General features: G+C 33.1%; 18 protein-coding genes, 1 tRNA gene and 4 pseudogenes. 11 read left to right on the forward strand and 12 right to left on the reverse strand.

What is annotated here, in order from left to right:
- Nucleotides 1-18 precede the first annotated feature (18 nt).
- The 6 genes from virB11 to wVul_RS04365 all read right to left on the reverse strand — a co-directional run bounded on the left by virB11 (nt 19) and on the right by wVul_RS04365 (nt 5,249).
- A complete protein-coding gene (virB11, locus tag wVul_RS04340; protein ID WP_047759307.1) occupies nt 19-1,011 on the reverse strand; it encodes a P-type DNA transfer ATPase VirB11 in 993 nt (330 codons plus the stop codon).
- 1 nt (nt 1,012) lies between these two features.
- The gene (locus tag wVul_RS04345) at nt 1,013-2,494 is read right to left on the reverse strand and encodes a TraB/TrbI/VirB10 family type IV secretion system protein (protein WP_047759308.1); all 1,482 of its coding nucleotides are present in this window, start codon (nt 2,492-2,494) and stop codon (nt 1,013-1,015) included.
- 16 nt (nt 2,495-2,510) lie between these two features.
- Nucleotides 2,511-3,308, reverse strand: coding sequence for a P-type conjugative transfer protein VirB9 (gene virB9, locus wVul_RS04350; protein WP_179943854.1), 798 nt, complete (start codon nt 3,306-3,308; stop codon nt 2,511-2,513).
- A complete protein-coding gene (locus tag wVul_RS04355; RefSeq protein WP_047759309.1) occupies nt 3,295-3,975 on the reverse strand; it encodes a VirB8 family type IV secretion system protein in 681 nt (226 codons plus the stop codon). Before wVul_RS04355 ends, virB9 begins: the two co-directional genes overlap by 14 nt.
- Before the next feature lie 72 nt (nt 3,976-4,047).
- Entirely contained in the window at nt 4,048-5,130 is a 1,083-nt protein-coding gene (locus wVul_RS04360; protein WP_047759310.1) for a GTP cyclohydrolase II, read from the reverse strand.
- Nucleotides 5,131-5,161: 31 nt separating this feature from the next.
- Nucleotides 5,162-5,249 (reverse strand) — tRNA-Leu (locus tag wVul_RS04365).
- Nucleotides 5,250-5,424: 175 nt separating this feature from the next.
- Here wVul_RS04365 and wVul_RS04370 point away from each other — a divergent pair.
- A complete protein-coding gene (locus tag wVul_RS04370; protein WP_047759311.1) occupies nt 5,425-6,669 on the forward strand; it encodes a metallophosphoesterase family protein in 1,245 nt (414 codons plus the stop codon).
- A 553-nt stretch (nt 6,670-7,222) separates the two neighbouring features.
- On the opposite strand, the pseudogene recG reads toward wVul_RS04370, so the two are convergent.
- A pseudogene (gene recG, locus wVul_RS04375) lies at nt 7,223-9,252 on the reverse strand (ATP-dependent DNA helicase RecG).
- Between the two features lie 140 nt (nt 9,253-9,392).
- Here recG and wVul_RS04380 point away from each other — a divergent pair.
- Complete coding sequence (locus wVul_RS04380; protein ID WP_047759312.1) at nt 9,393-10,340, forward strand: hypothetical protein; 948 nt, start codon at nt 9,393-9,395, stop codon at nt 10,338-10,340.
- Nucleotides 10,341-10,349: 9 nt separating this feature from the next.
- Here wVul_RS04380 and miaA read toward each other — a convergent pair whose 3' ends face one another.
- Nucleotides 10,350-11,243, reverse strand: a complete 894-nt coding sequence (gene miaA / locus wVul_RS04385) for a tRNA (adenosine(37)-N6)-dimethylallyltransferase MiaA (protein ID WP_047759313.1) — start codon at nt 11,241-11,243, stop codon at nt 10,350-10,352.
- 75 nt (nt 11,244-11,318) lie between these two features.
- Here miaA and wVul_RS04390 point away from each other — a divergent pair, with 75 nt between their 5' ends.
- The 5 genes from wVul_RS04390 to wVul_RS04410 all read left to right on the forward strand — a co-directional run bounded on the left by wVul_RS04390 (nt 11,319) and on the right by wVul_RS04410 (nt 14,932).
- Nucleotides 11,319-11,789, forward strand: coding sequence for a hypothetical protein (locus wVul_RS04390; RefSeq protein WP_047759314.1), 471 nt, complete (start codon nt 11,319-11,321; stop codon nt 11,787-11,789).
- Between the two features lie 148 nt (nt 11,790-11,937).
- Nucleotides 11,938-12,525 carry an L-threonylcarbamoyladenylate synthase gene (locus tag wVul_RS04395; RefSeq protein WP_047759344.1) on the forward strand — a complete coding sequence of 196 codons (588 nt, stop codon included), beginning with the start codon at nt 11,938-11,940 and terminating at the stop codon, nt 12,523-12,525.
- A gap of 17 nt (nt 12,526-12,542) precedes the next feature.
- Entirely contained in the window at nt 12,543-13,394 is an 852-nt protein-coding gene (locus wVul_RS04400) for an AAA family ATPase (protein WP_047759315.1), read from the forward strand.
- A 36-nt stretch (nt 13,395-13,430) separates the two neighbouring features.
- Nucleotides 13,431-14,222 (forward strand): hypothetical protein, encoded by a 792-nt coding sequence (locus wVul_RS04405; RefSeq protein WP_047759316.1) that lies wholly within the window; start codon nt 13,431-13,433, stop codon nt 14,220-14,222.
- Nucleotides 14,223-14,272: 50 nt separating this feature from the next.
- Nucleotides 14,273-14,932, forward strand: a complete 660-nt coding sequence (locus tag wVul_RS04410) for a VirB8/TrbF family protein (protein ID WP_047759317.1) — start codon at nt 14,273-14,275, stop codon at nt 14,930-14,932.
- Nucleotides 14,933-14,938: 6 nt separating this feature from the next.
- Here the strand turns inward: wVul_RS04410 and wVul_RS04415 are convergent, their stop codons facing one another.
- On the reverse strand, nt 14,939-16,435 hold the full coding sequence (locus wVul_RS04415; protein WP_047759318.1) for a proton-conducting transporter transmembrane domain-containing protein: 1,497 nt from the start codon (nt 16,433-16,435) through the stop codon (nt 14,939-14,941).
- A 542-nt stretch (nt 16,436-16,977) separates the two neighbouring features.
- On the opposite strand from wVul_RS04415, the gene wVul_RS04420 reads away from it, so the two are divergent.
- Both wVul_RS04420 and wVul_RS10290 read left to right on the forward strand, forming a co-directional pair.
- The gene (locus wVul_RS04420) at nt 16,978-17,433 is read left to right on the forward strand and encodes a hypothetical protein (RefSeq protein WP_153295552.1); all 456 of its coding nucleotides are present in this window, start codon (nt 16,978-16,980) and stop codon (nt 17,431-17,433) included.
- Nucleotides 17,434-17,454: 21 nt separating this feature from the next.
- Nucleotides 17,455-17,601 carry a transposase gene (locus wVul_RS10290; RefSeq protein ID WP_410543411.1) on the forward strand — a complete coding sequence of 49 codons (147 nt, stop codon included), beginning with the start codon at nt 17,455-17,457 and terminating at the stop codon, nt 17,599-17,601.
- A 253-nt stretch (nt 17,602-17,854) separates the two neighbouring features.
- On the opposite strand, the pseudogene wVul_RS10520 reads toward wVul_RS10290, so the two are convergent.
- Together wVul_RS10520 and wVul_RS08760 are read right to left on the reverse strand one after the other, a co-directional pair.
- Nucleotides 17,855-18,016: pseudogene (locus wVul_RS10520) on the reverse strand (IS5 family transposase); the annotation flags it as partial.
- Nucleotides 18,010-18,240, reverse strand: a complete 231-nt coding sequence (locus tag wVul_RS08760) for a transposase (RefSeq protein WP_153295564.1) — start codon at nt 18,238-18,240, stop codon at nt 18,010-18,012. The gene wVul_RS08760 and the pseudogene wVul_RS10520, both read right to left, overlap by 7 nt.
- Before the next feature lie 208 nt (nt 18,241-18,448).
- Here wVul_RS08760 and wVul_RS10525 point away from each other — a divergent pair.
- Nucleotides 18,449-19,301 (forward strand): annotated as a pseudogene (locus wVul_RS10525) (transposase family protein).
- A gap of 249 nt (nt 19,302-19,550) precedes the next feature.
- A complete protein-coding gene (locus tag wVul_RS04425) occupies nt 19,551-19,982 on the forward strand; it encodes a hypothetical protein (protein WP_047759320.1) in 432 nt (143 codons plus the stop codon).
- 179 nt (nt 19,983-20,161) lie between these two features.
- Here wVul_RS04425 and wVul_RS04430 read toward each other — a convergent pair.
- Nucleotides 20,162-20,540: pseudogene (locus wVul_RS04430) on the reverse strand (IS4-like element ISWpi18 family transposase); the annotation flags it as partial.

Consider the following 20,540-nt stretch of genomic DNA (forward strand, 5'->3'; position numbering starts at 1 on the left):
CTTAACTTACGTATAAATTTAAGCATTTTCATTTGAAAATCTAGTAAATAATACCTCAGAAACGATTCTTCTGCCCCTACAAGTTCTTTTTAGCTGAATAACAGTATCGATTACATTTCTGATGTATGGTATGATCTGATCTGGGGGAATGCCAAGATTTGCTTGCATAACCATCAGTTTTATTTGCTCAAGGGCCATTGCTGGACTATCTGCATGAAGGGTTGATATTGATCCTGGGTGACCAGTGTTTATTGCTCTAAGAAAGCTAAAAGCTTCCGCTCCACGGAGCTCACCAACTATTATTCTATCTGGCCTTAAACGTAAACACGCCTCTATCAAATCCTGAGTGGTCACTTTTGCTCTGCCTTGCCCTCCTTTAGAAGCAATCAGATGCACTCTATTAGGGTGATCGTTCAAAACTATCTCCCTCGCATCTTCAACAGTAATGATTCTTTCTTCAGATGGAATAGCACGCAAAGTAGCATTAGTAAAAGTGGTCTTACCGGTAGAAGTTCCACCACTAATTATAATATTTTTCTTATTTATTACAGCACATTCTAAAAATTCTTTTATTTTCTTTTGTTTCAATAGCAAATTCAAATGACGATTCACTGGATCATCGATTACTTCTATAACAGCTTCAGAAAAAGCTCCCATCTTTTCATAATCATCCAATGATAATTGCATGCTAGAGGGCTTACGAATTGACATAACTACTTTGTCGGGCTCACATGCTGGTGGAAAGACTATCTGTATACGATAACCATTTGGTAATGTAGCTGAAAGTAGTGGTGCTTCTTCGCTAAGTTTTTGTTCTGTGGCTTGAGCAATCAGCCTGCCAAGAGACTTTAAGTGATTAAGATCAAATATTTCTAGCTTTTCGCATCTTATTTCACCACGATTTTCAATCCAGACTTCCTTAGGCTTATTTATTGATATTTCATTTACGCCTTCCTCTTGAAAGATGCCTTGCAATGGCTCCAAATATGTTTCAAGTGCAACATAGTTCATCTCAATTATTTAATATTGCCTGTGGAGGAAATACTATATCTTGGTTAACAAATACTTTCAATGCAGTGCCTTGATCAACATAAATAGTTGGTTTTTTATCTGTGTATCTGCTTACTATATTCCGCATATCTTTAGAAAAATCCTCGATTGATTTTCCAATTGCTTCATCATAGACAGACTTGCTCCCTTGTTTCCGCAATAATCCCTTTATATCTTCCAAAGTTATTTCATCAACCTTACTACTATCAATTGAGACCAAGCTTAGGTCTCTTACTACTTGCTTAAATGTCTCAACTAAGCTCTTTTCATTAAACGCATTCTTAATTTTCCTAATAGCTCCAAGCCCAAGTTTCCACTTATCATTCTTTGCATTTTCTTCATCTTCATTAGACATGCTCTTCTTACCAATAATATCCTTAAGGGAAGAGATATCTATTTCAGTTGCAGTGATGGATCTCACTGCGTCCATAGGAGTTAACGTATCAATAAGATTAGAGGCCTTTTGCCCTATAACAGCCGAACCAATTGAAACACCAGCAAGTGCCACTGAAGAGAATAATGCACTTACTATTTTATTATCAACTATTCCTGCTATCCCTGCTCTACCAAGCTCGTCAGTACTAAGTGATAAGATAGCAATATCTATTCCATGTGGCATAATCACTCTGTTCCAATTTATATTTACACGAGATTTAGCAACATTCGAGTCAAATGAATAACTACCTATCAATCTTGAGCCTTTAGGTATTAAAACTGTATCACCAGTTTCTGCATAAACATCTCTACTCACCATAGCACGCAGCATTCCTTGCAGATCAGAGTTTATTGCAGTTTCAAGAACAGCATCAATAATTTTACCTTGAGTAATCATTAAACCAAGCTTTCCTACTCTAGTAGCTTTGCTCGACTGCGCTGAAGTGTCGGATAAAATAGCATCAGCAGCCTTGTTCTCTCCACTACTACCTGAAATTATTAACATTTGTGCATTACGTCTTTCTCGAGGATAACCTACACCTCCTATTGTAGGGAACGAAGTAGGTAAATTACTAATAACATTGCTAGAAGGAAAATTTTGCTTTGGCAAAATAGGTATACTTGACACAGGAATTTCTTTTAGTTGCTCTTCTTTTTTTGTCACTTCTTCTTTTTTAATTTGTTTTACTTCTGGTATAATTTGTGGAGTAGGAAGAGGAGGTAAGGGTGGCAAGGGATCAGTTATTATTCTTTCAGGAACCATTACATTATCTGGAACCTGCTCCAACTTTTCTTTTAATTCTTGAACGTTTTGCTTTATTTCCTCTTTTTTAACAACTCCTAAATCCTCTTTATGAGAAGGACTAAAATAGAAATAATACACTCCACCAGCCAGAAGCACTAAAACCATGATCATCAATGCCCTATGACCTTGATTAGAGCCAACCGTTACCACCTTATTCTCTATTTCTGATTCATCTTCTGAATTGTTACGCCTTTCTTTATTCATATTGCATGTACCACAGCTAAAGAGACCTATTTATAACTTCAACTTCACTACCTTCATAACGCATGAATAGCTTTTTATGCACTCCTTTTATTACAACATAATCATTAAATAACAGTCTTTTACAGGGTTTATCATTCTCTTCTATAAAAATCTGAGGAATTTTATTACTATTTCTAAACTTTAAATAGGTTAAATAACCATCATCAAATAACTCAATCGGAACTATATCTGCATTATTACCTTCATCAATATATGTATAATTGTATCTCGTATTATTTTCTTGTATTATTTTTTCTGAATTTTCTGTAGTATATTGCATTTGAGTAGGTAAAGAAACCTCATCTAAATCAACATCAAATTCATCTTCTTCTTGAGGATAATAAAAACGTATTACGTAAGATATATCCTTTTCAACGGAATAATCGTGATCCACTTTTTTAGCATCAGTATATGAATATTTATCGTAATTTGGTCTTGAAATTAGATCAAAAATGTAATTTCTTTTTTTAGTTGTTGTAATAATCATGTTAGTGCGACTACTGACTTCAAATGGCATGACAAGCAGTTTATTATCATAAGGGCTAATTTTCCAACTTGATGCATCACCAACGGCGATATTCTTGACTTTTTCCCCTTCTGCAAATTCAATATAAGAATAGTAACCTTGACTAAAAACTACCGTAAATACCTCATTAGGGCTATATACAAAAGTCTTTATTCTACTATCTACAGAAATAGGTTTATTATTAATAGATGCATTTAAACTGCCACTTATTAGTAAAGCTAAAACTAACAATATCCTACACATATTCATCATCTACTCTATATGAAATAACTTGAAACCCTAACGGGTTAATATATCTTTGCTGATCATTCATTTCAAGCGATGCATATTTATATGACATCACAACTATCTTATTTTTCCTTGAGGAATTTCCATCTTTTCGTGTAAATTCTATAGAAAACCTCACTTGAAGAGCATCATTACCTAATTTTTGAATTGAACGAATTTTCAACTCACCTTTAGCATCTGAATATAAATTAAAAAGGTCATTCATATTCTGCGATTTTATATAATTGCTAAATTCACTATATACATTAGGTGAAGAAAATAACCTTACCTTTGTATAATAATTATAATTATAATTATACGAGTCAAAAACCTCCCTTGCTTTTATATACTCTGAAATAAAATAATTGTTTAACACTTCATCCGCAGAATATTGTTTTACTGTAACAGGATCAACCAATTGCACTATTCCTGACTTTTTGTCAATTTCTATAACGAATGGCTCAATAGTGCTGCTTGTGCTAATTTTAAATATAGCTAATATGCTTACAGAAATTGCCACTAATAATATTAACGTAAACAAAAGTAGAATATTCCTTTGAGCAATAACTGTGCTGTAGCGATTTGAATTCCAATTTATATCCTTATCTAAGGATTCAGTATTTTTTTCTCGCTTAAAAAATCTTAGCATCTTAACATTCTTAAAAATCTTAACTTATATTAATGAGCATAGCAAATTAACAAAGTAATTATAACAAAAAAACTAAAAAACCCTTAATCCATGGCCTAGCCTACCAAATTTTGTTTCCATATATGAATCATTATATTCATTACGTTCCATAATAAGTGGTAGACACTTTGTAACCTCTATACCATTGTTTTTCAACTCCGATAACTTCCTACCGTTATTTGTAAGTAATTGGATCTTTTTGATGTCTAATTTCTTGAGTATTTCAACTGCAACAGCAAAGCTTCTTTCATCATCTTCAAAACCCAATACTCTATTTGCATCAACAGTATCAAGATTATGTCTTCTTTGCATACTGTACGCTCTTAACTTATTAGCTAAACCAATGCCTCTTCCATCTTGCATCAAATACAATATAATACCACTTCCAAAGTCAGCTATCATTTGAATTGCTTGATGTAACTGACTTCTACAATCGCATGATAAGCTATCTAACAAGTCACCCGTATAGCACGAAGAATGAATTCTCACTAATGGTTCGTCATCTTTATCTGGATTGCCAATGATAATTGCATGATGTTCTCTTCCGCCACTTTCGGTTCTATAAGATATGATATCTACTTCTTGAGTCTGTTTTAAAAATAATGATGTTTTGCACACTTCATATACATCCTGATTTTCTTGAAAATTATTTATGAATGACGTGTCCAGTGCAATAACGTCATTTTTCTCGCACCAATTTTGCATTTCATGGTTATTCTCAAAAGTCATATCAGCCACTAATGCGTATGGCAATAATTCTGAGAATTTAAGCAAGGCAATAGCACATTCATCTATTGTCTTTGAGCATTGCAACTCTTTTATGCAATCTTCCTTTGAACAGTTTATTAAATAGAGCAGTTCATCAAAATTATTCACCAACAGACGTTTGCTGTTATGTTCTTTATTTTGAGATATGTATTTTACCTTACTTGAAGTTAAAGTAACATATACATTACTTGATATAAGCTTGTATTGATTAAATAAATCTCTTTCTAAAGCCTCAACAGCAGCAAACAATAGGTAATTACTTTCATCATATATTACAATTGGCCGGCCACTTCTAATTTCGCTGATAGCTCTTTCTACCTTATTGCTATTCCGATTTTCTATAAACATTTTTACTCATATTAAACAGCGATAAAAAAACTGGTGCGGCCGAGAAGACTTGAACTTCCAAGGCCTTATGAGCCACAGCGACCTCAACGCTGCGTGTCTACCAATTCCACCACGGCCGCACTATATTCTATTTTTTATATAATTATTTTAAATTACTTAATCATTTTAGAATTTTTCATCTAGAGTGTCAATCTGATACTAGAATAATTTAGAAATTACCTATATAATTTGATTATAAATTTTAATCATTTAAGATAACCTTACTACTAATTTTTAACTTAGGCTTTTATACAAATGAATATAGCTAATATCTTTATTTTTTTAGCTCTCTCTCTTATAACTAGTTTTCATTTCGTCCATGCACAAATATTATACACATGGTCTCAAGTTATCCCAGAAAATAAATTAAGCATACGTGCAATTACAGACAATGACATGTGTCCTATTGCTTACGTCGATGGCAAGGAAATAGAAACGCTGAATCGCAGCTCAATTAACAATGGTAATCATAACGAAACAGTCTGTGAGCTGACAGTACAAACAAGTGTCAAAAACATTAGTATTGAGGATCTACAAGTTCCTATATTACCAGAAAAGGTTAATAAAATTGCTTTTATTGGTGATACGGGTTGTAGAATAAATATGTTATTTCAGCAGGAATGTAATTCGGTAGATAGCTGGCCTTTAAAAAAAAATTTAGATTCTATTGCCCTTCATAAACCAGATTTAATTATCCATGTTGGTGATTATCATTATAGACAAACAAAATGTAGAAATACAAAAAAGTGTGGCGATATTTATGGATATAATAAAGAAGTCTGGTACGCTGATTGGTTTGAGCCTGCAAAAGATATTTCAACACAATCTCCTTTTCTTTTTGTTCGTGGAAATCATGAGAGTTGTAATAGAGCTTATGAAGGATGGTTCAGATACTTAGATTCATACCCTTTTTCCCCTAAAAAATGTGAAGATCTTGTTTCTAGTTGGTCTTTAGATGCTGGACCGATTACATTTTTTATTTTTGATTCTTCATCCGGTGAAGACATTTTTACAACCCGAAGCACAATTGATGCTTTTGAGAGACAATTTGATAAATTGATACAAGATAAGCCCACGTGGTTTTTAACTCATAAACCGCTTTGGAGATCTCCAAAAAAAGAATTTTTGGCATTAAAAAGCCATGGTAATCTTACACAAATTGAAGCTTTTGGAGATAAATTTCCAAGCAATGTTACTACCATAATTTCTGGTCACATTCATATAGCCCAGATTTTATTAATGGATAATGTGCCAGACCAGATTATAGCTGGAAACGGTGGTGCATTATTACACGCTCAAGATCAAGAACCTGTTTATCAAAATGTAGAATTTGACTATCCAAACGGTAGAAATTACTTAGCACACGAGGTTAGAAACTTTTTCGGCTTTGGCTTTGCAATATTAAGTTTAGATGATCACAAATTTACTTTCTATAATCAAGATAATAAGGAAATGTATTCTGCAAACCTAATGAAAGACTTTAAACTTAAAACAAATTAAAGTTAGGACTGACCTGTTAATTTATTGTTAGCGATTACACTTTCAAAATGATAAGACTCTATCTTATAATAGAACTTTGTGGTATGCTACTATGATTCGTATTATACTTTGAATTGTCCATATAACCTGTTTTTAGCAATCGATTAATTAGTTGAATAAAACGCTCATCTTAGAAATTTTCACTCAGTATTTCCAACAACACGGTATGATCGATTAAATTATACATGTACTGAGCTCTCCTTCGATAAATCACTTGTACTGACCTTACCCCAAATTATAGCTTTTACGAATAATGAACCACTCGATTACCTCTTTCTTTTCTATCTTAACCGATTGCTTTTTCATTAAAAATTCATTGAGGTTCTTTGATGAACGAGTTATTTTATTCATTGTTGCTTCTCTCACTAAAAATGTATCGGGGAGAACTTACACCTTATTATTCTATCCTCTTCACTCTTATTTTTCCTTAACTTGACTAATATGGTTTGTTGAATACTCCCGTTTGTCAAGTGGTTTCTATTGATGAAGGTTATGGCTCAGAAGATAGTGCAAGCTACTGAAATTTTGAAAAATGCAGCCTACTCCTATATTCGAATATATCAAGCAGTAATTCAAAATCAGCCATTACGCCCTTTGCATTGTTATACGCAAGATTGAGCAACTCTCTGTCCTTATATAGGTCAGCAAATTTAAATTCCATGTATCCTGATTGCTTTATGCCTAAGATATCTCCACTGCCTCTTAGCATCATATCTTTTTCAGCAATGTAAAATCCATCTTGTGACTCACACATAATCTTTAACTTTGAAGACGAACTTTTACTTAGATTGTCGTATAAGAGCACACAAAAGGAGGGCTTATTGCCTCGTCCTACCCTACCTCTTAACTGATGTAATTGCGATAACCCAAATTGTTCTGCATTCTCTATAATCATAATAGTTGCATCTGGTACATCTATACCAACTTCTATTACAGTAGTTGAAACTAGGAGAGAAAATTCATTCCTCTTGAAGGAAAACATAACTTGATCTTTCTGCTCCTGAGTCAATTTTCCATGTATTATGCTAATTTTATCAAAAAATGTTTTTTGTAATTCCTGAAAGCGCATTTCTGCTGCAGCAATATTGAGTTCTTCGTTTTCTTCTATGTATGGACAAATCCAATATGCTTTTTCGCCCCTGTTTATAGCATCCTTCAGTTTTTTAATGATATCCGGTACTTTCTTGATGTTCATAGTGACAGTTTTTATTGGCAATCTAGATTTGGGTTTTTCCTTTAAAATTGAGCATTCAACATCGCCATACATAGCTTGCTGCAAGGTTCTTGGAATGGGAGTTGCAGTAACAAAAAGTATATCGGGATTTTCTCCTTTTCCTACCAAGCGATTCCTCTGCATCACTCCAAATCGCTGTTGTTCGTCTATGACTGCAAGCCCTAAATTTTTAAACGTAACGTTGGCTTGAAATAGTGTATGAGTGCCAATCACTATATTTAAAACACCACTTGCAAGTTCGTTCATGATAGTCCTTCTTTCCTTGCGCGAAGTTTTACCAGTAAGCAGAGCAACTTTTATATCAGTACAAGATAGAGCTTCTTCGATCCAATTATAATGTTGCTCCGCCAAAATAGTAGTTGGTGCCATTAGAGCTGCCTGCATATTATTTTCTACCACATTCAGCATCGCAAAGAGTGCAACTACAGTTTTGCCACTACCAACATCACCTTGAAGCAGGCTTACCATGCGGTATTTTGATTTTTGTCTCTCTGCGATTTCATCTATCGCTCGAATTTGATCATTTGTTAATTGGAACGGCAATCCATTTAAGACTTGCTCTTTGTATTTACTCAATATGACAAATTCCCTTCCCTCCTTTTTTACATGGTTTTCCCTTGCAAATTTTAGTGCCAGCTGATACGCAAATAGTTCATCATAAGCAAGTCTTTCTCTACAAACTTCTGCTTCTGCCAATGAGCTTGGTCTGTGCAATCTTATGATGCTTTCTTTCCAATTCAGCCATTTCTTTTGCTTGATTAATGTTCCATCTATCCACTCTGGCAAATCGGGCAATCCTTCTAGGTTAGAGTTTATTATATTTCTAATGCTTTTATTAGTAATACCACGACATAATTGGTAAATCGGCTCTATGCAAGCTATTTCTTCAAATTGGCTAATGTTAAGCGATACATAATCTGGGTGAGTGATTTGCCAATGTTCAGCAAATTTTTCGAGTTTCCCACTGATGATTACATTGGCTCCGATTGGAAATAGTTTATGCAAGTATTTAATTGAGTAATTAAAAAAGACTATAAATACATACTGACTTTCACTTTCGACAACTACTTTATATGGCCTCCCTCTAAAAGTGGGCGGTTGATGCTCATAAACTTTTGCCATGAAAGTTGTAATTCTCCAATTTGTGCGTCAAGTAGCGATTTACTTCTATCCACATAACTGAGCGGCCTATAAAACAGCAAGTCCATTACTCTATCTCCACCACAAAGTTTAGGCAATATTGCAGAATGAAACTTAGGTATATTTCCTAGTTTGCTGCTCAGAAAAATCAGTATATCTGGTTGCTCCATACTATATAAAACAGTTTATCCATAATAGAGCCTTACTAAAATCCTGTCACCCTATAGTCAAGCTATGCAATATTTTATTGACTTATTAACTATTTTTGTGTATTATTATACTATTAGCAGTTCATATCAAAGTGTTAATAATGAACAACTCTAAATCAGAAAAAAAGGAAAATCGATTAGTTACGCTAAAAGCTCAGGCAGAGAAGTTTAATTTTAGCATGTTAAGAGTGAGTGAAAATAATGATAAAGCACACTCTGGTGAAACAATGTTCTTAGATTTTCACAGAATGAACTTTATTGTTAACAAAAAAAGTATAGATAGCACTTTAACTTTTGCTTTAACAGAAGGAGCTAAGGAAAATGGGCTTAGAAAAGCTTGGGATGAACATTCCAAAAACGAAAAAACTCCTGATGATAAAAAAGCTGACCAATACAAAAAGAAATTTGAAGAATTTTACAATCTAGGTACAAATTATGCTCACCTATTACAAAAGGAAGAGAACGGAAATTATCGACCATTTGCAAAAGCAGTTTTCAAGGAAATATTTGAACGTGCTAAAGTTCAAGTTCCAAGTGACTCTATCTTAGAGGAACTAGTTACCAATTGTAATCAAGCAGGATATGAAGCTGTTGTACATGCAGAGTTTCAATATGAACTCTTCCAACATTCATTCATGATGGCAAATCCCAAAAAAGTAATAAGTATTGACTGTATTAGCCCAAATAATGTGAGTGTTAGATCTGATATGACATTACCAATACTCTTCCAAAAAAGTGACGGTAAATGCGGTGACAAGGTATGTGACCTATCCAGCTCACTGGAATTTACACTTGAATCTCAAGATGGAAAAGATGATGTGATATATAAAGATGGCAAATTGTCACTTACTGTTCCTCGAAAATTGAGAGATTATAAAATCGATGATAGAAATTTATTTGATATTATTAAAGAATATTTCTACAAATTCTGCGAGAAGTTAGGATTTAAGTTTGAAGTAGAAATAGAGCACGATTTAGGCGATCCGATGAGCCACCTCGAAGATGTAGATCTGCCCATTCATAGCAATGAACATGGAAATACACCTTGAAACTAACAATTAAAATATTTCAAGCGCCGTTAGCTTATTTGCACAATCAATCACTTCAGAATTTGGAAATTGATTTTTAAACCAGGTGTACTGGCGTTTTGCGTAGTGCCTTGTGTTTATTTGAGCAATTTGTATTGCTTCGTCTAAAGTAATCTCACCTTTTAAGTATTTTATAATTTCTGGCACTCCATGTGCTTTCACAGCTGGTAAGTTTGGAGATAGATTCATGCTAAGTAGGTTTTTTACTTCATCAATTGCTCCATTTTCAACCATTTTAATAAAACGAGAATTTATTTTTCGGTATATGTCCTCACGTTTAGGTAGAATTGTATATACCTTAAAATTATTGAATAAAGGAGGCTGCCTATTTTCTTGCCATACAAAAATCGACTTGCCAGTTTCAGTAATAACTTCAAGTGCTCTTGAAAGACGGTGCGAGTCATTAATAAATATTTCACCTTGAATCCCTGGATCTTTGCTTAGCACTAATTTGTGGAACTCTTCTTTACTTAAATTTTTCCTAAGTTCACTTACGTTTTTTCTCACTTCCCAGCTTATTTGTGGAATTGATGATAAGCCTTTGATTAAGCTGCTGATGTAAAGCCCACTTCCTCCAGTTATAATAGGTATTTGCGCATTTTCTAATGCATGATTAACTTCTTTTTCTAAATCCTCTAACCACAGACCCACAGAATAATTTTCTCTTACTGAAACATAACCGTATAGTTTATAAAATTTTTCTTGCCTTGGTGGTTGAGCGGTAATTATGGGAATTTTTTTGTATACCTGCTTTGAGTCACAGTTTATTATGCTAATGTTTTTATGCTTTTTTATCAGATTATCACATAATTCTGATTTACCTGAGGCCGTAATTCCTGTAATAATTACTATATTATCTCTCATTTATATTAATTTAATTAACCTATGATAGGGTGTAGTAAAAATTTGGATCCTACAATCTAAAATTTGGAGATTTTTATGGCAGAAAACGATAACAATGACTCATTCACTAAGCGCTTCACAAACAGGACTCCTGACAATACAGGAGAAGGTTTTTCCAGTAAGTATTCGTCTCAAAACACTAAGGAACGTGCTCTAGGAGCAAAAGGAAAAATTTCTGAATTGGCAAGCAAAAAAGCTGAAGCTAAGGAAGCTTTTTCTGAAAGTGGTGGTATAAAGAGTAAAAGCAGGACTATCAATGAAAGATCCTTTGCTGATGCAACAAGAAGAAGTAGATCAGATCTCATATACTTAGTCCGTGGTAAAGACCGTGGAAGATCAGCTTGGCACTATGTATTAATTGATAAAGAGAAAAGAGAAATGTTTCTAGCAAAAAGCAGAACTGGCTCTATAGATGTTGCAGACTATGGAGAGATTTTATATTCAGGATGGGGAGAAGATCCACCACAGGCAATAGTTGATAAAATTAATGAGGAGTTCGGGTTGTAGCAGATCTGTTGTAAAAATGAGCAGTTGCTGATAAAATTTACTGTAAGTATGCAACATAGTAATTAATGCATGCTAGATATGATTCATTTTCGGTATCTCAATTGTTAACGTGCAGCAAAAAGCTATTATAAACATAAGTTTTAGCTATATGGTATTTGAAGTAACAAACGCAATAAAGAATAATTTGTTAGCATGCTTTCCAACAGAGACAGTATATGCTCTTGCTTGTAATGCGCTAGATAATGAATCTATAGAAAAAATATATCAGATCAAGAAGCGTTCTCAAAATAAGCAACTCTCTATATTTGTTAGTGATGTTTACAATTTGACAAAAATAGCAAAGGTAAAGGAAAGATATATTGATTTAATAAACTACTTTTCTCCTGGACCAATTACCTATATTTTACCGCTTGAAAACAACAACATGTTACCAAATGAATTCTTTAAAGGCAGCATAGGCATAAGAGTTCCTGATCATCCTATTGCGATTTCAATATTAAATGAACTGAAAACTCCAATAGTTGCAACTAGTATTAACATTTCAGGAGAAAAAAGCATATGCAAAGCAAGCGATATACCTCAATCTATTAAGCAACACTTATCTGCAGTAATTGAGGATGATGAACTAGTTTTTGGTATAGAGTCTACTATTATTGACTTAACTGGAGATAAGGTTAAGGTTTTAAGGAAAGGTAAAATTTCATTACAAACAATAAATAACGCATTTTCAAACTAAGATCTACAGGAGAAAGAATGAAAAAAGTAACAGGCCACACCCAAGCAAAAAAAAAAATAACGAACAACTTATCTGTTCAATCTTGGCTGATCTGTGGTAAAAAAGGTATAGGAAAGGCAACACTTGCAAAATCCTTTTCTAACTGGTTTCTTACAAAAAACTATGACGTAGCAGGATTGGACTTACACATTGTTGAAGGCGATACAATAGGAGTGGAAAAGGTGAGAGAAATGAAAGACTTTCTGCACTTAAGTCCTATTCAATCAGAATATAAAATAGCTATAATAGATAGCTTAGAAGCAATGACTAATAATGCTAAAAACGCAATATTGAAAATATTAGAGGAGCCGCCAAAAAATTCCAAAATACTTATAATTAGCCACAAGCCATATGATATACAAACTACCATTCGATGTAGGTGTTTTCAGCTGAATTTACTTCCATTAACTTATGATGAAACAAAGCAAGTTGTTTCATCTCAATGTAAATTTGACGATAAAACATTTGGTGAAGTCATTACTTTATTTCCTGGAATGCCAGGAATGATAATTGATGCACTAAATAGTGGTGTTTATGAGTCACATAAGTATTTTTATACACTTTTCCGTAATCTAAATAACTCTGATATAATTAGCAAAATAATTAATAGTGAAATTGAGCTAGAACTAGCATCGTATATAATTCAAATCTCCATTTTAGAAAAGATAAAGAGAGAAGTAAATGATGTTGAAATTCTGCTGAGTCAGTGGAAAAAAGTAGATGAACTCTTCGTTGCCGCAAAGCAATTCCGCTTAGATAAAAAACACGTTTTAGCTAATGTAGTTAACATCATGACACAAAAATATAATACTTTTAACATAGATTCATGATAAAATTCTGCTAATTTAATACTTAAAGTATATAATTTGACTGATAACAAGTTAACTGTATGGCAATCAATAGAAGTTTTAACAAAAACCATATTGAATATGCAGAAAGAATTGAGTTTAATCAAGAATACAGCTTTAGACCAAGACATCACTTTAGAAAAAGGGAAGGAGCTATCAAGTGGCATCTATGAGGCAAATTTTAAGCTAAACAAGGCAATCAATATAGCTACGCCAAAAATTGGCTATCGTATGCTCAGTGGCGATCTAGTCGTACTTAATCATATTACGAAAGAAGAAGTAAAGATTCCTGGAGGTTTTCATTATCTTAAAGTCGTTAAACTTAATCATAATGACTATAAACTAACGTTTTGTAATTCTTTAGGTAATGAGTTTTTTGAATATAAAAAGTATGATCCACAATATTCTGGTATTCCAGATGAATATAAATTCATAGATTTTGGTAATATAAAAAAGACTAATAATCTAAAATTTAAGGAGTATGTTGGTCATGCACCCAAGTTTTTTGCTGCAGAAGGATCTATTGAGCCTGGATCTGAAAGCCATGTAATTGATCTTTTTGAGCTAGTCAGAGATGGTAAAGGAAAGAAAGTGGGTGCCCTTGCTGATGAATTTGGTTATTTTGATGATCAAAATAACCTACACTACTATAATTACCACAAAAGTGCAGAAAGCAATACTTATGATCCCGAAAGCTTTAGTGTAAAAATGATAAATTTAGATGTGAGCAAAATCGATAAATTTCACCTTATTGCAGAACAGGGTGATATAATAATTCATCCTATTTTGGAAAATTTAGACATATTTTAAAGTTTTTTTAGAGTTATTGTTGTTATAATTGGGTTTGGTAACATTGTATTATGGAAGATAAATTGCTTGAGTCAGTAAAAAACAAAAGTTATTTCAGAAAAGCAGTAGAGTGGTATTGTCACAGATACCTGTTCTGCGTTGTAGAAAGATCTTGGATGGCGTTAATAGCGTTACTTCTCCTAGCATGCTTATGTTTATTACTACTAAACATATATCTATTACTTCCTATTAAAAAAGATTTAAATTTTGTGAAGTATATGAACCACACAGAAGATGAGTTCTCTGCAATACATAAACTTAGTTTTAGTAAAAAAGAAGATGAGTACACTTCCATAGCAAGGTATTTAATAAGTAAATATATTGAAACATACGAGTCCTCTCAGACTGTTGAGCCAAAGTATCAAGAAAATTTTATAAGAAATAATTCTATATATAAAATCTATCAAGACTTTCAGGAAAAAGTGAACAATGAAGCTGTTTCATCCACAAGAAAAATTACCAACATAAACGTAACAACACTATCTATTGACCGATCGACCAAGAACTTAGTTACATTTACTGGAAACGCTACTGTAGTTTTTACAGCTGAGCAAAATAAGAAGATGAAAGATTATATTGTGGAGGTTAGCTTCACTTTGTCAAATATAAAAGCGACTCTAGCTGGCATAGTGCCATTTAAATTTATTGTTAATAGTTATAAATATAAATGATTATATTTATAACATTATTTGGTAGCTAAAAAAAATAACTAAAGTGCATATAGCAGTAATAACTGGAGGTAAAACTAGAAGCATTGGTGTCCTTTTAATAAAATAATTTCTAGAAGGCTTTGAGAAAAAGGCGTTGTAAATTATTGGTAAAAAGTATAGAGCATTGAGTATAGTACTAACAATTAACACTAGAGTTACAAACACAGAAAGTGTTACATTACTAGAGTTAAAAACAGCTTGAAAGATGAGAAATTTGCTCCAAAAAGTCGGAGCAGGAGGTACTCCTATCATGGACAATGCACCTATAGTGAATGCTATCATGCTAATTGGCATACTGCGTCCTATACCGTGAATTCTATCTATATATTTTTCACCCGTTTTCGTTATTATGCTACCTGCAACAAAGAATAAAGTAATTTTTGCAAACGCGTGGCAAATTAATTGAAAAATTGCAATCTTCATGCTGAATTCACTAAAAATTGAAGCGAACAATATAATATATGACAACTGAGAGGTGGTAGAGTAAGCAAGCAATTTCTTTAATTCCTTTTGCTTTAATGCAATCAATGATGCAGTAATAATAGTAAATCCAGCAGCGTATGGAAGCCACCCTCCAGCAAACCAACTTTGCTGTGCAAAACGTTGCATATTATCGACGCCGAAAGTGTATAATATAACTTTGATGATGATGAACACTCCTGATTTCACAACAGCAACGGCATGTAGTAGTGCGCTTACAGGAGTTGGTGCAACCATTGCTTTTGGTAACCAAAAATGCATTGGCATTAACGCAGCTTTTCCTACTCCATAAATCAGCATAGCAAAACACACTGCAATAAAAGTGATGAGTGAAGTATCAAACTTGAATATTCCACCATCCACAAAGTCTAAAGTATGAAATTCATTATATAAGAGGCCTATTGCAGGAAAAAATAACACTAAAGAAGAGAAAAATAGTAAACCAAAGTAATAGCGTCCTGCAACTACTGATTCATTTGTTGAGTTGTAAGTAACTAAAGGGTATGTACTAATAGTTAGAAGCTCATAAAAGACAAATGTAGTGAGCAAATCTCCAGAAAAAGCAATAAATATTGCACAGCTAATTGATATTGAAAAAAAGCATAGAAAACTTGAGTGATTATTATCAGCATAGTTATTTCGCATATAACATATTGCATATATACTGGTTAGTACCCACAAAAATGATATTAATAAACTGAACACTACTCCACTAGACTCTAGCTTTAAACTAATATGCAAATTACTACCAAAGTCCATGAGAATAAATTGAGAATGATTACCATACACCAAATATAAAGTGCATAGAGACGTATACGCAAATAGAAGCATAGAAGAAGCAACAGTAACGCTACTGCTTACTCTTAGCCATTTACTAGTAAAAAAAATAGCTAATGCATTTAAAAGTGGGATCAACGCAGTAATTAATAAATAATTCTCAGTAATAAAAAGCGGTAAGGAAAGAGATGTAAAAACACAATCCATTAAGTAGTTCATCTTTCTGTTTAGGTAAAGCTTTAATTATATTCAAATGATAGAAAATTTGCTATTTTTTTAGCTGTTGTGTATTCTATAAGTAGAATAAGGTTAACTGCATAAATTAAAACAGTATCTGCTATAGCTTTAGGTTTACCGAAACAAATTTTATGAACAATTTAAGTTGTCATTCCAGTGTCAAGCACACAGCTGTACGAACATTAAAAAAGTAGTAGAATATTGTGGAAATTTGGGATATGTGATGTTCTACTACAAAGAAATAATATCAAAATTGCCTAGAAAAGAGCTAGAGAAAATAGGTGAGGCAGTTGGTATAGGGTTAGCAAGCTGACTGGAGAAAACGTTTTCAATTTGTTGCTCTATAGCATACTGGAGAAAAATGAGCTGAGTTTGCGGACAATCGAGGAAAATTATCGTAGAATGTTCAATATAGATACTCGCCATTCATCGGTAGCAAGCCGCTTAACCTGTCAAGTATTTTGAGAAGATTTTTTCGTTCGTGTTGCAGAGTTCCGGAAAATCAACGAAAGTTGCTGATAACTACACTTCAGCTATCAAGTAAATTACTACATCTTGGTATTCCCTGCAGAAACGCAAAATATTGTGAGAAAAATATGATAAAATGCACTATTTCAACAGATGGAAGATTCGCAAAATTGCTTAATTTATGTACTCAGGCAGAAGGATTTTCGGATCATAAATCGTTCCGGGAAATGATTTTAAATCATGGTCAAGAGTCAATTTGTATATTCGACCGTGGGCTACAAAAACGTGCAGCTTTTGAAGAATTTTTAAAAAAAGATATACATTTTGTCACTCGTGGCAACGACAATATTCGTTATAAAATAGTTCGTATTCACACAAAAATTGCAGGTATACAAACAGAAATGCTCGAACTGATAGAAGATATGGTAGTCCAGTTAGGGCAAGATGGTTCAAGATTTTTGTCGTTTGAAATCAGGCTCATTAAAGCAAAAAAGTGGTGAGATTCTCACATTTTTACCAATATTTACGAAATGTCTGCTGAAGAGATTTGCACTCTTTACAAAAAGCGCTGTTCGATAGAAATTTTTTTTAGATTTATCAAGCAGGAGCTCAATGCAAAACATTTTCTCGGGTATAGTAAAATACAATTTTGGTCACGTTGTATATGATTCTCATTGCCTCTGTTCTATTAACGGAATACAGGAAACGCAGCGAAATCAAGAGTTACAAGTTTACAAGGAGAGCTTTTATCAACGAACTTAGACTCGAAATCTGTCATTGAATATTGCGGTGGTGATTCAGAAAAAGTCTACGATTATTACCTTTCTTCTTTTCCATAAGCAATGTTCGTACAGCTGTGTGTCACGCATTGGGATGGCTTTGTTGCATCGCTCTTCGGATAGTAGGTAACGTACAATAAATTCATGAAGCTATCTCAAATTTAGCTATGCCAATATCAGTAAATTTGTTAAGCAAATAACACTTGAGTAGCAGTTCCTCCTCACAATTAACCTCAGATTTGTTACGAAAATTAAATCCGAATATTTGTTTCAGTCGCGAGAAAAAACTTTCTATAGCTAACCGAAATAGGGTTTCCCCGAGCACTGAAAGACAAAATCAATGGTAGAATGAATATCAGGCCAAAAGCTTGGTAGAGCTTTTCTTATCGCATGTTTGATGGCAAACCATAATTTTGGGTTTAAATCCGGCAAGTATGGGGGCAAAAATAGAACTTTATATCCAACATTTTCTATTAGCTTCCTGGTTCTTTCAGATTTATGAAAGCTTGCATTATCAAGAATTATCAGGCTTTAATATCGGAATAAGTACGTTCTCGGCATAAGCTTCAAAAATCCCACTATTACAATATCCTTCAATTACCCATGGTTTTCCCATCATTTAGCGCCCCTATTATGCTCACCCTTCTTCTTCCGTATCCTGGTTTTTCTGCAAATAACTGACCTTACCCAGAAAAAGTAGAGAGGAAGTTAAGAAGTTTTTTCAAAGAGGTGTGATATGACAAAAAGAAGAGAACATACAGCAGAATGCAAAAATGAAGACTGGAAAAAGAAACAGGTCAATCATCAGCAAAAATAGGAAGAGATTTGGGTATTAGCGGCTAAGCAGGTGGGTAAAAACATACAATCCCAGGAAAAGGAACTTGTGACAAAGAAAAGTTTGATTTAAAGAAAGAGCTGGCAACGAGAGAAAGAGACATTTTAAAAAAAGCCCTGGGATATTTTGCAAACCAAAAAGAGTTTTTATAAAAGAACATGAAAACTGCTATAAAACACGGGAATTATGAAGGTTTTTGAACGTATCTGCTTGTATAGATGGATTACTCAGAAAAAAAACAATAAGAGAAGAGCTCATACAAAGAAAAGCATCACAATGCAGGTACGGAGCTCCTAAACTGAATTAAAGGCTTTAGGTAAAATCAAAACAATGTTATGCAGAAAAATGGCATTCAAGCTAAGCTTAGATGAAGGTTTAAAACTACAAATAACATATTGAATCAGAATTTCACCACTGATCAACCAAACAAGATATGGGTTTACGTACATAAAAACCAATGAAGGATGGTTGGCAATAATAGATTTAGTTGATAGGCATAGATATGGCTATTGCGCAAATCTGCTTATAGCGATCAAGGATCACAATACACCTCTAAAAATTATCAATTTTTACTGAGTACAAAAAATATTATTTCTAGACAAAGGTTGTTGTTATGATAATGCTGTTTCAGAGAGCTTTTTTAGTTCACTCATACTCATTGATACTTCACAATACTCTGCACAACACCGCAATATTTGAATATATAGAAATTTTTTATAATAAACAGCGTAGACATTCTACATTGCATTCCTGAACTTTTTATTTTCATAGCAAAAACTTCTTTACTTCCTCTCTACTTTTTCTGGGTAAGGTCACATTATTATCTACCTAATCTGGCGTTATTGAAGCGTGTTGCAATTGCTAATATGCTGAGAAAGTTACTTTATAAATATCATATAATTATTATTACTATTTTAATATAAATATTAACTTAGTCATAAATTATTGACATTGATTAATAATTTAATTATTATTAGTATTGTATTAATAATGAAGGAAAAAAATGCTTAATAATAACATACCGTCACCACCGCCTCCTTTACCACCTGAGGATTTGAACAAATGGAAACCTCCACAGGGTAATAGTAATAAACCTTCCGGTAATTTAGGAACTAACAATAGCACTCAATCAAAAAAAAGATGTCTATCTAAGGGTGATAATATTTTTACAAAGTTGAAAAATAATCTTAAACTCACACAAGAAAGACGACAAGCATTTGAACAAGACCCTGAGGAAGAATGTGAAAGCAATGCTAAACAGAGTGAGCTGACAAAACCTATAAATGGCCAAAATAGTATTGATAATGATAAGACACAGAAAATAAAATATAAAAGTGGAAATCAAAAGTTATTTGCAGCAGGACAAAAAATCGATACTCCCATTTTAATTAACAATTCAGTTAGCCTGAGTAAGGCAACACTGCCATTAAGTTAAGGGAAAGAGAAGTTAAGATTGGACAAAAAATTTGAAGCGATTGATAATTATGGTAAATACTAGGGTGAATTTTTAAGAAAAGGGAGTCTGAAAAGTGCAAGTTATTTAAAAAAGTAATAATTGCAGGTTATTTTGCAAAGAATGTACTAATGCAATGATACTGAAAAGATATCTTGAATTTAAAACACATGTTTTCTAGCTCTTTTCTGGTAGTTGAGTGAACGAATATCAGATATCTTATGACGATCAACTCTTCTCCCTTTTCTTACCACTAAAGTGTTCATCAAAAATAACTGTGATAGTCGATCCATAATGCAGTCTATGTCTGACTCTGTAGAAAAAATATCAAAGGCTAAGTTTTTAATCGCATTAAATGAGACAGATTTATTGATGCTTTTTTTTAGTTTACTATTCTGTGCGCTCAATGTCTCTTCATCATCTTCTATCATGATACTTTCTAGATTACTGATGAAGATAGTTGACCAAAAATCCTGCTTGATAGTTTCAATACTTTTTCCTGTGAAATTCTCTAAATTTAATCTTCCCTTCAGCCTAGAA

Origin of the sequence: Wolbachia endosymbiont of Armadillidium vulgare str. wVulC, from assembly GCF_001027565.1 — a bacterium.
Lineage (GTDB): Bacteria > Pseudomonadota > Alphaproteobacteria > Rickettsiales > Anaplasmataceae > Wolbachia.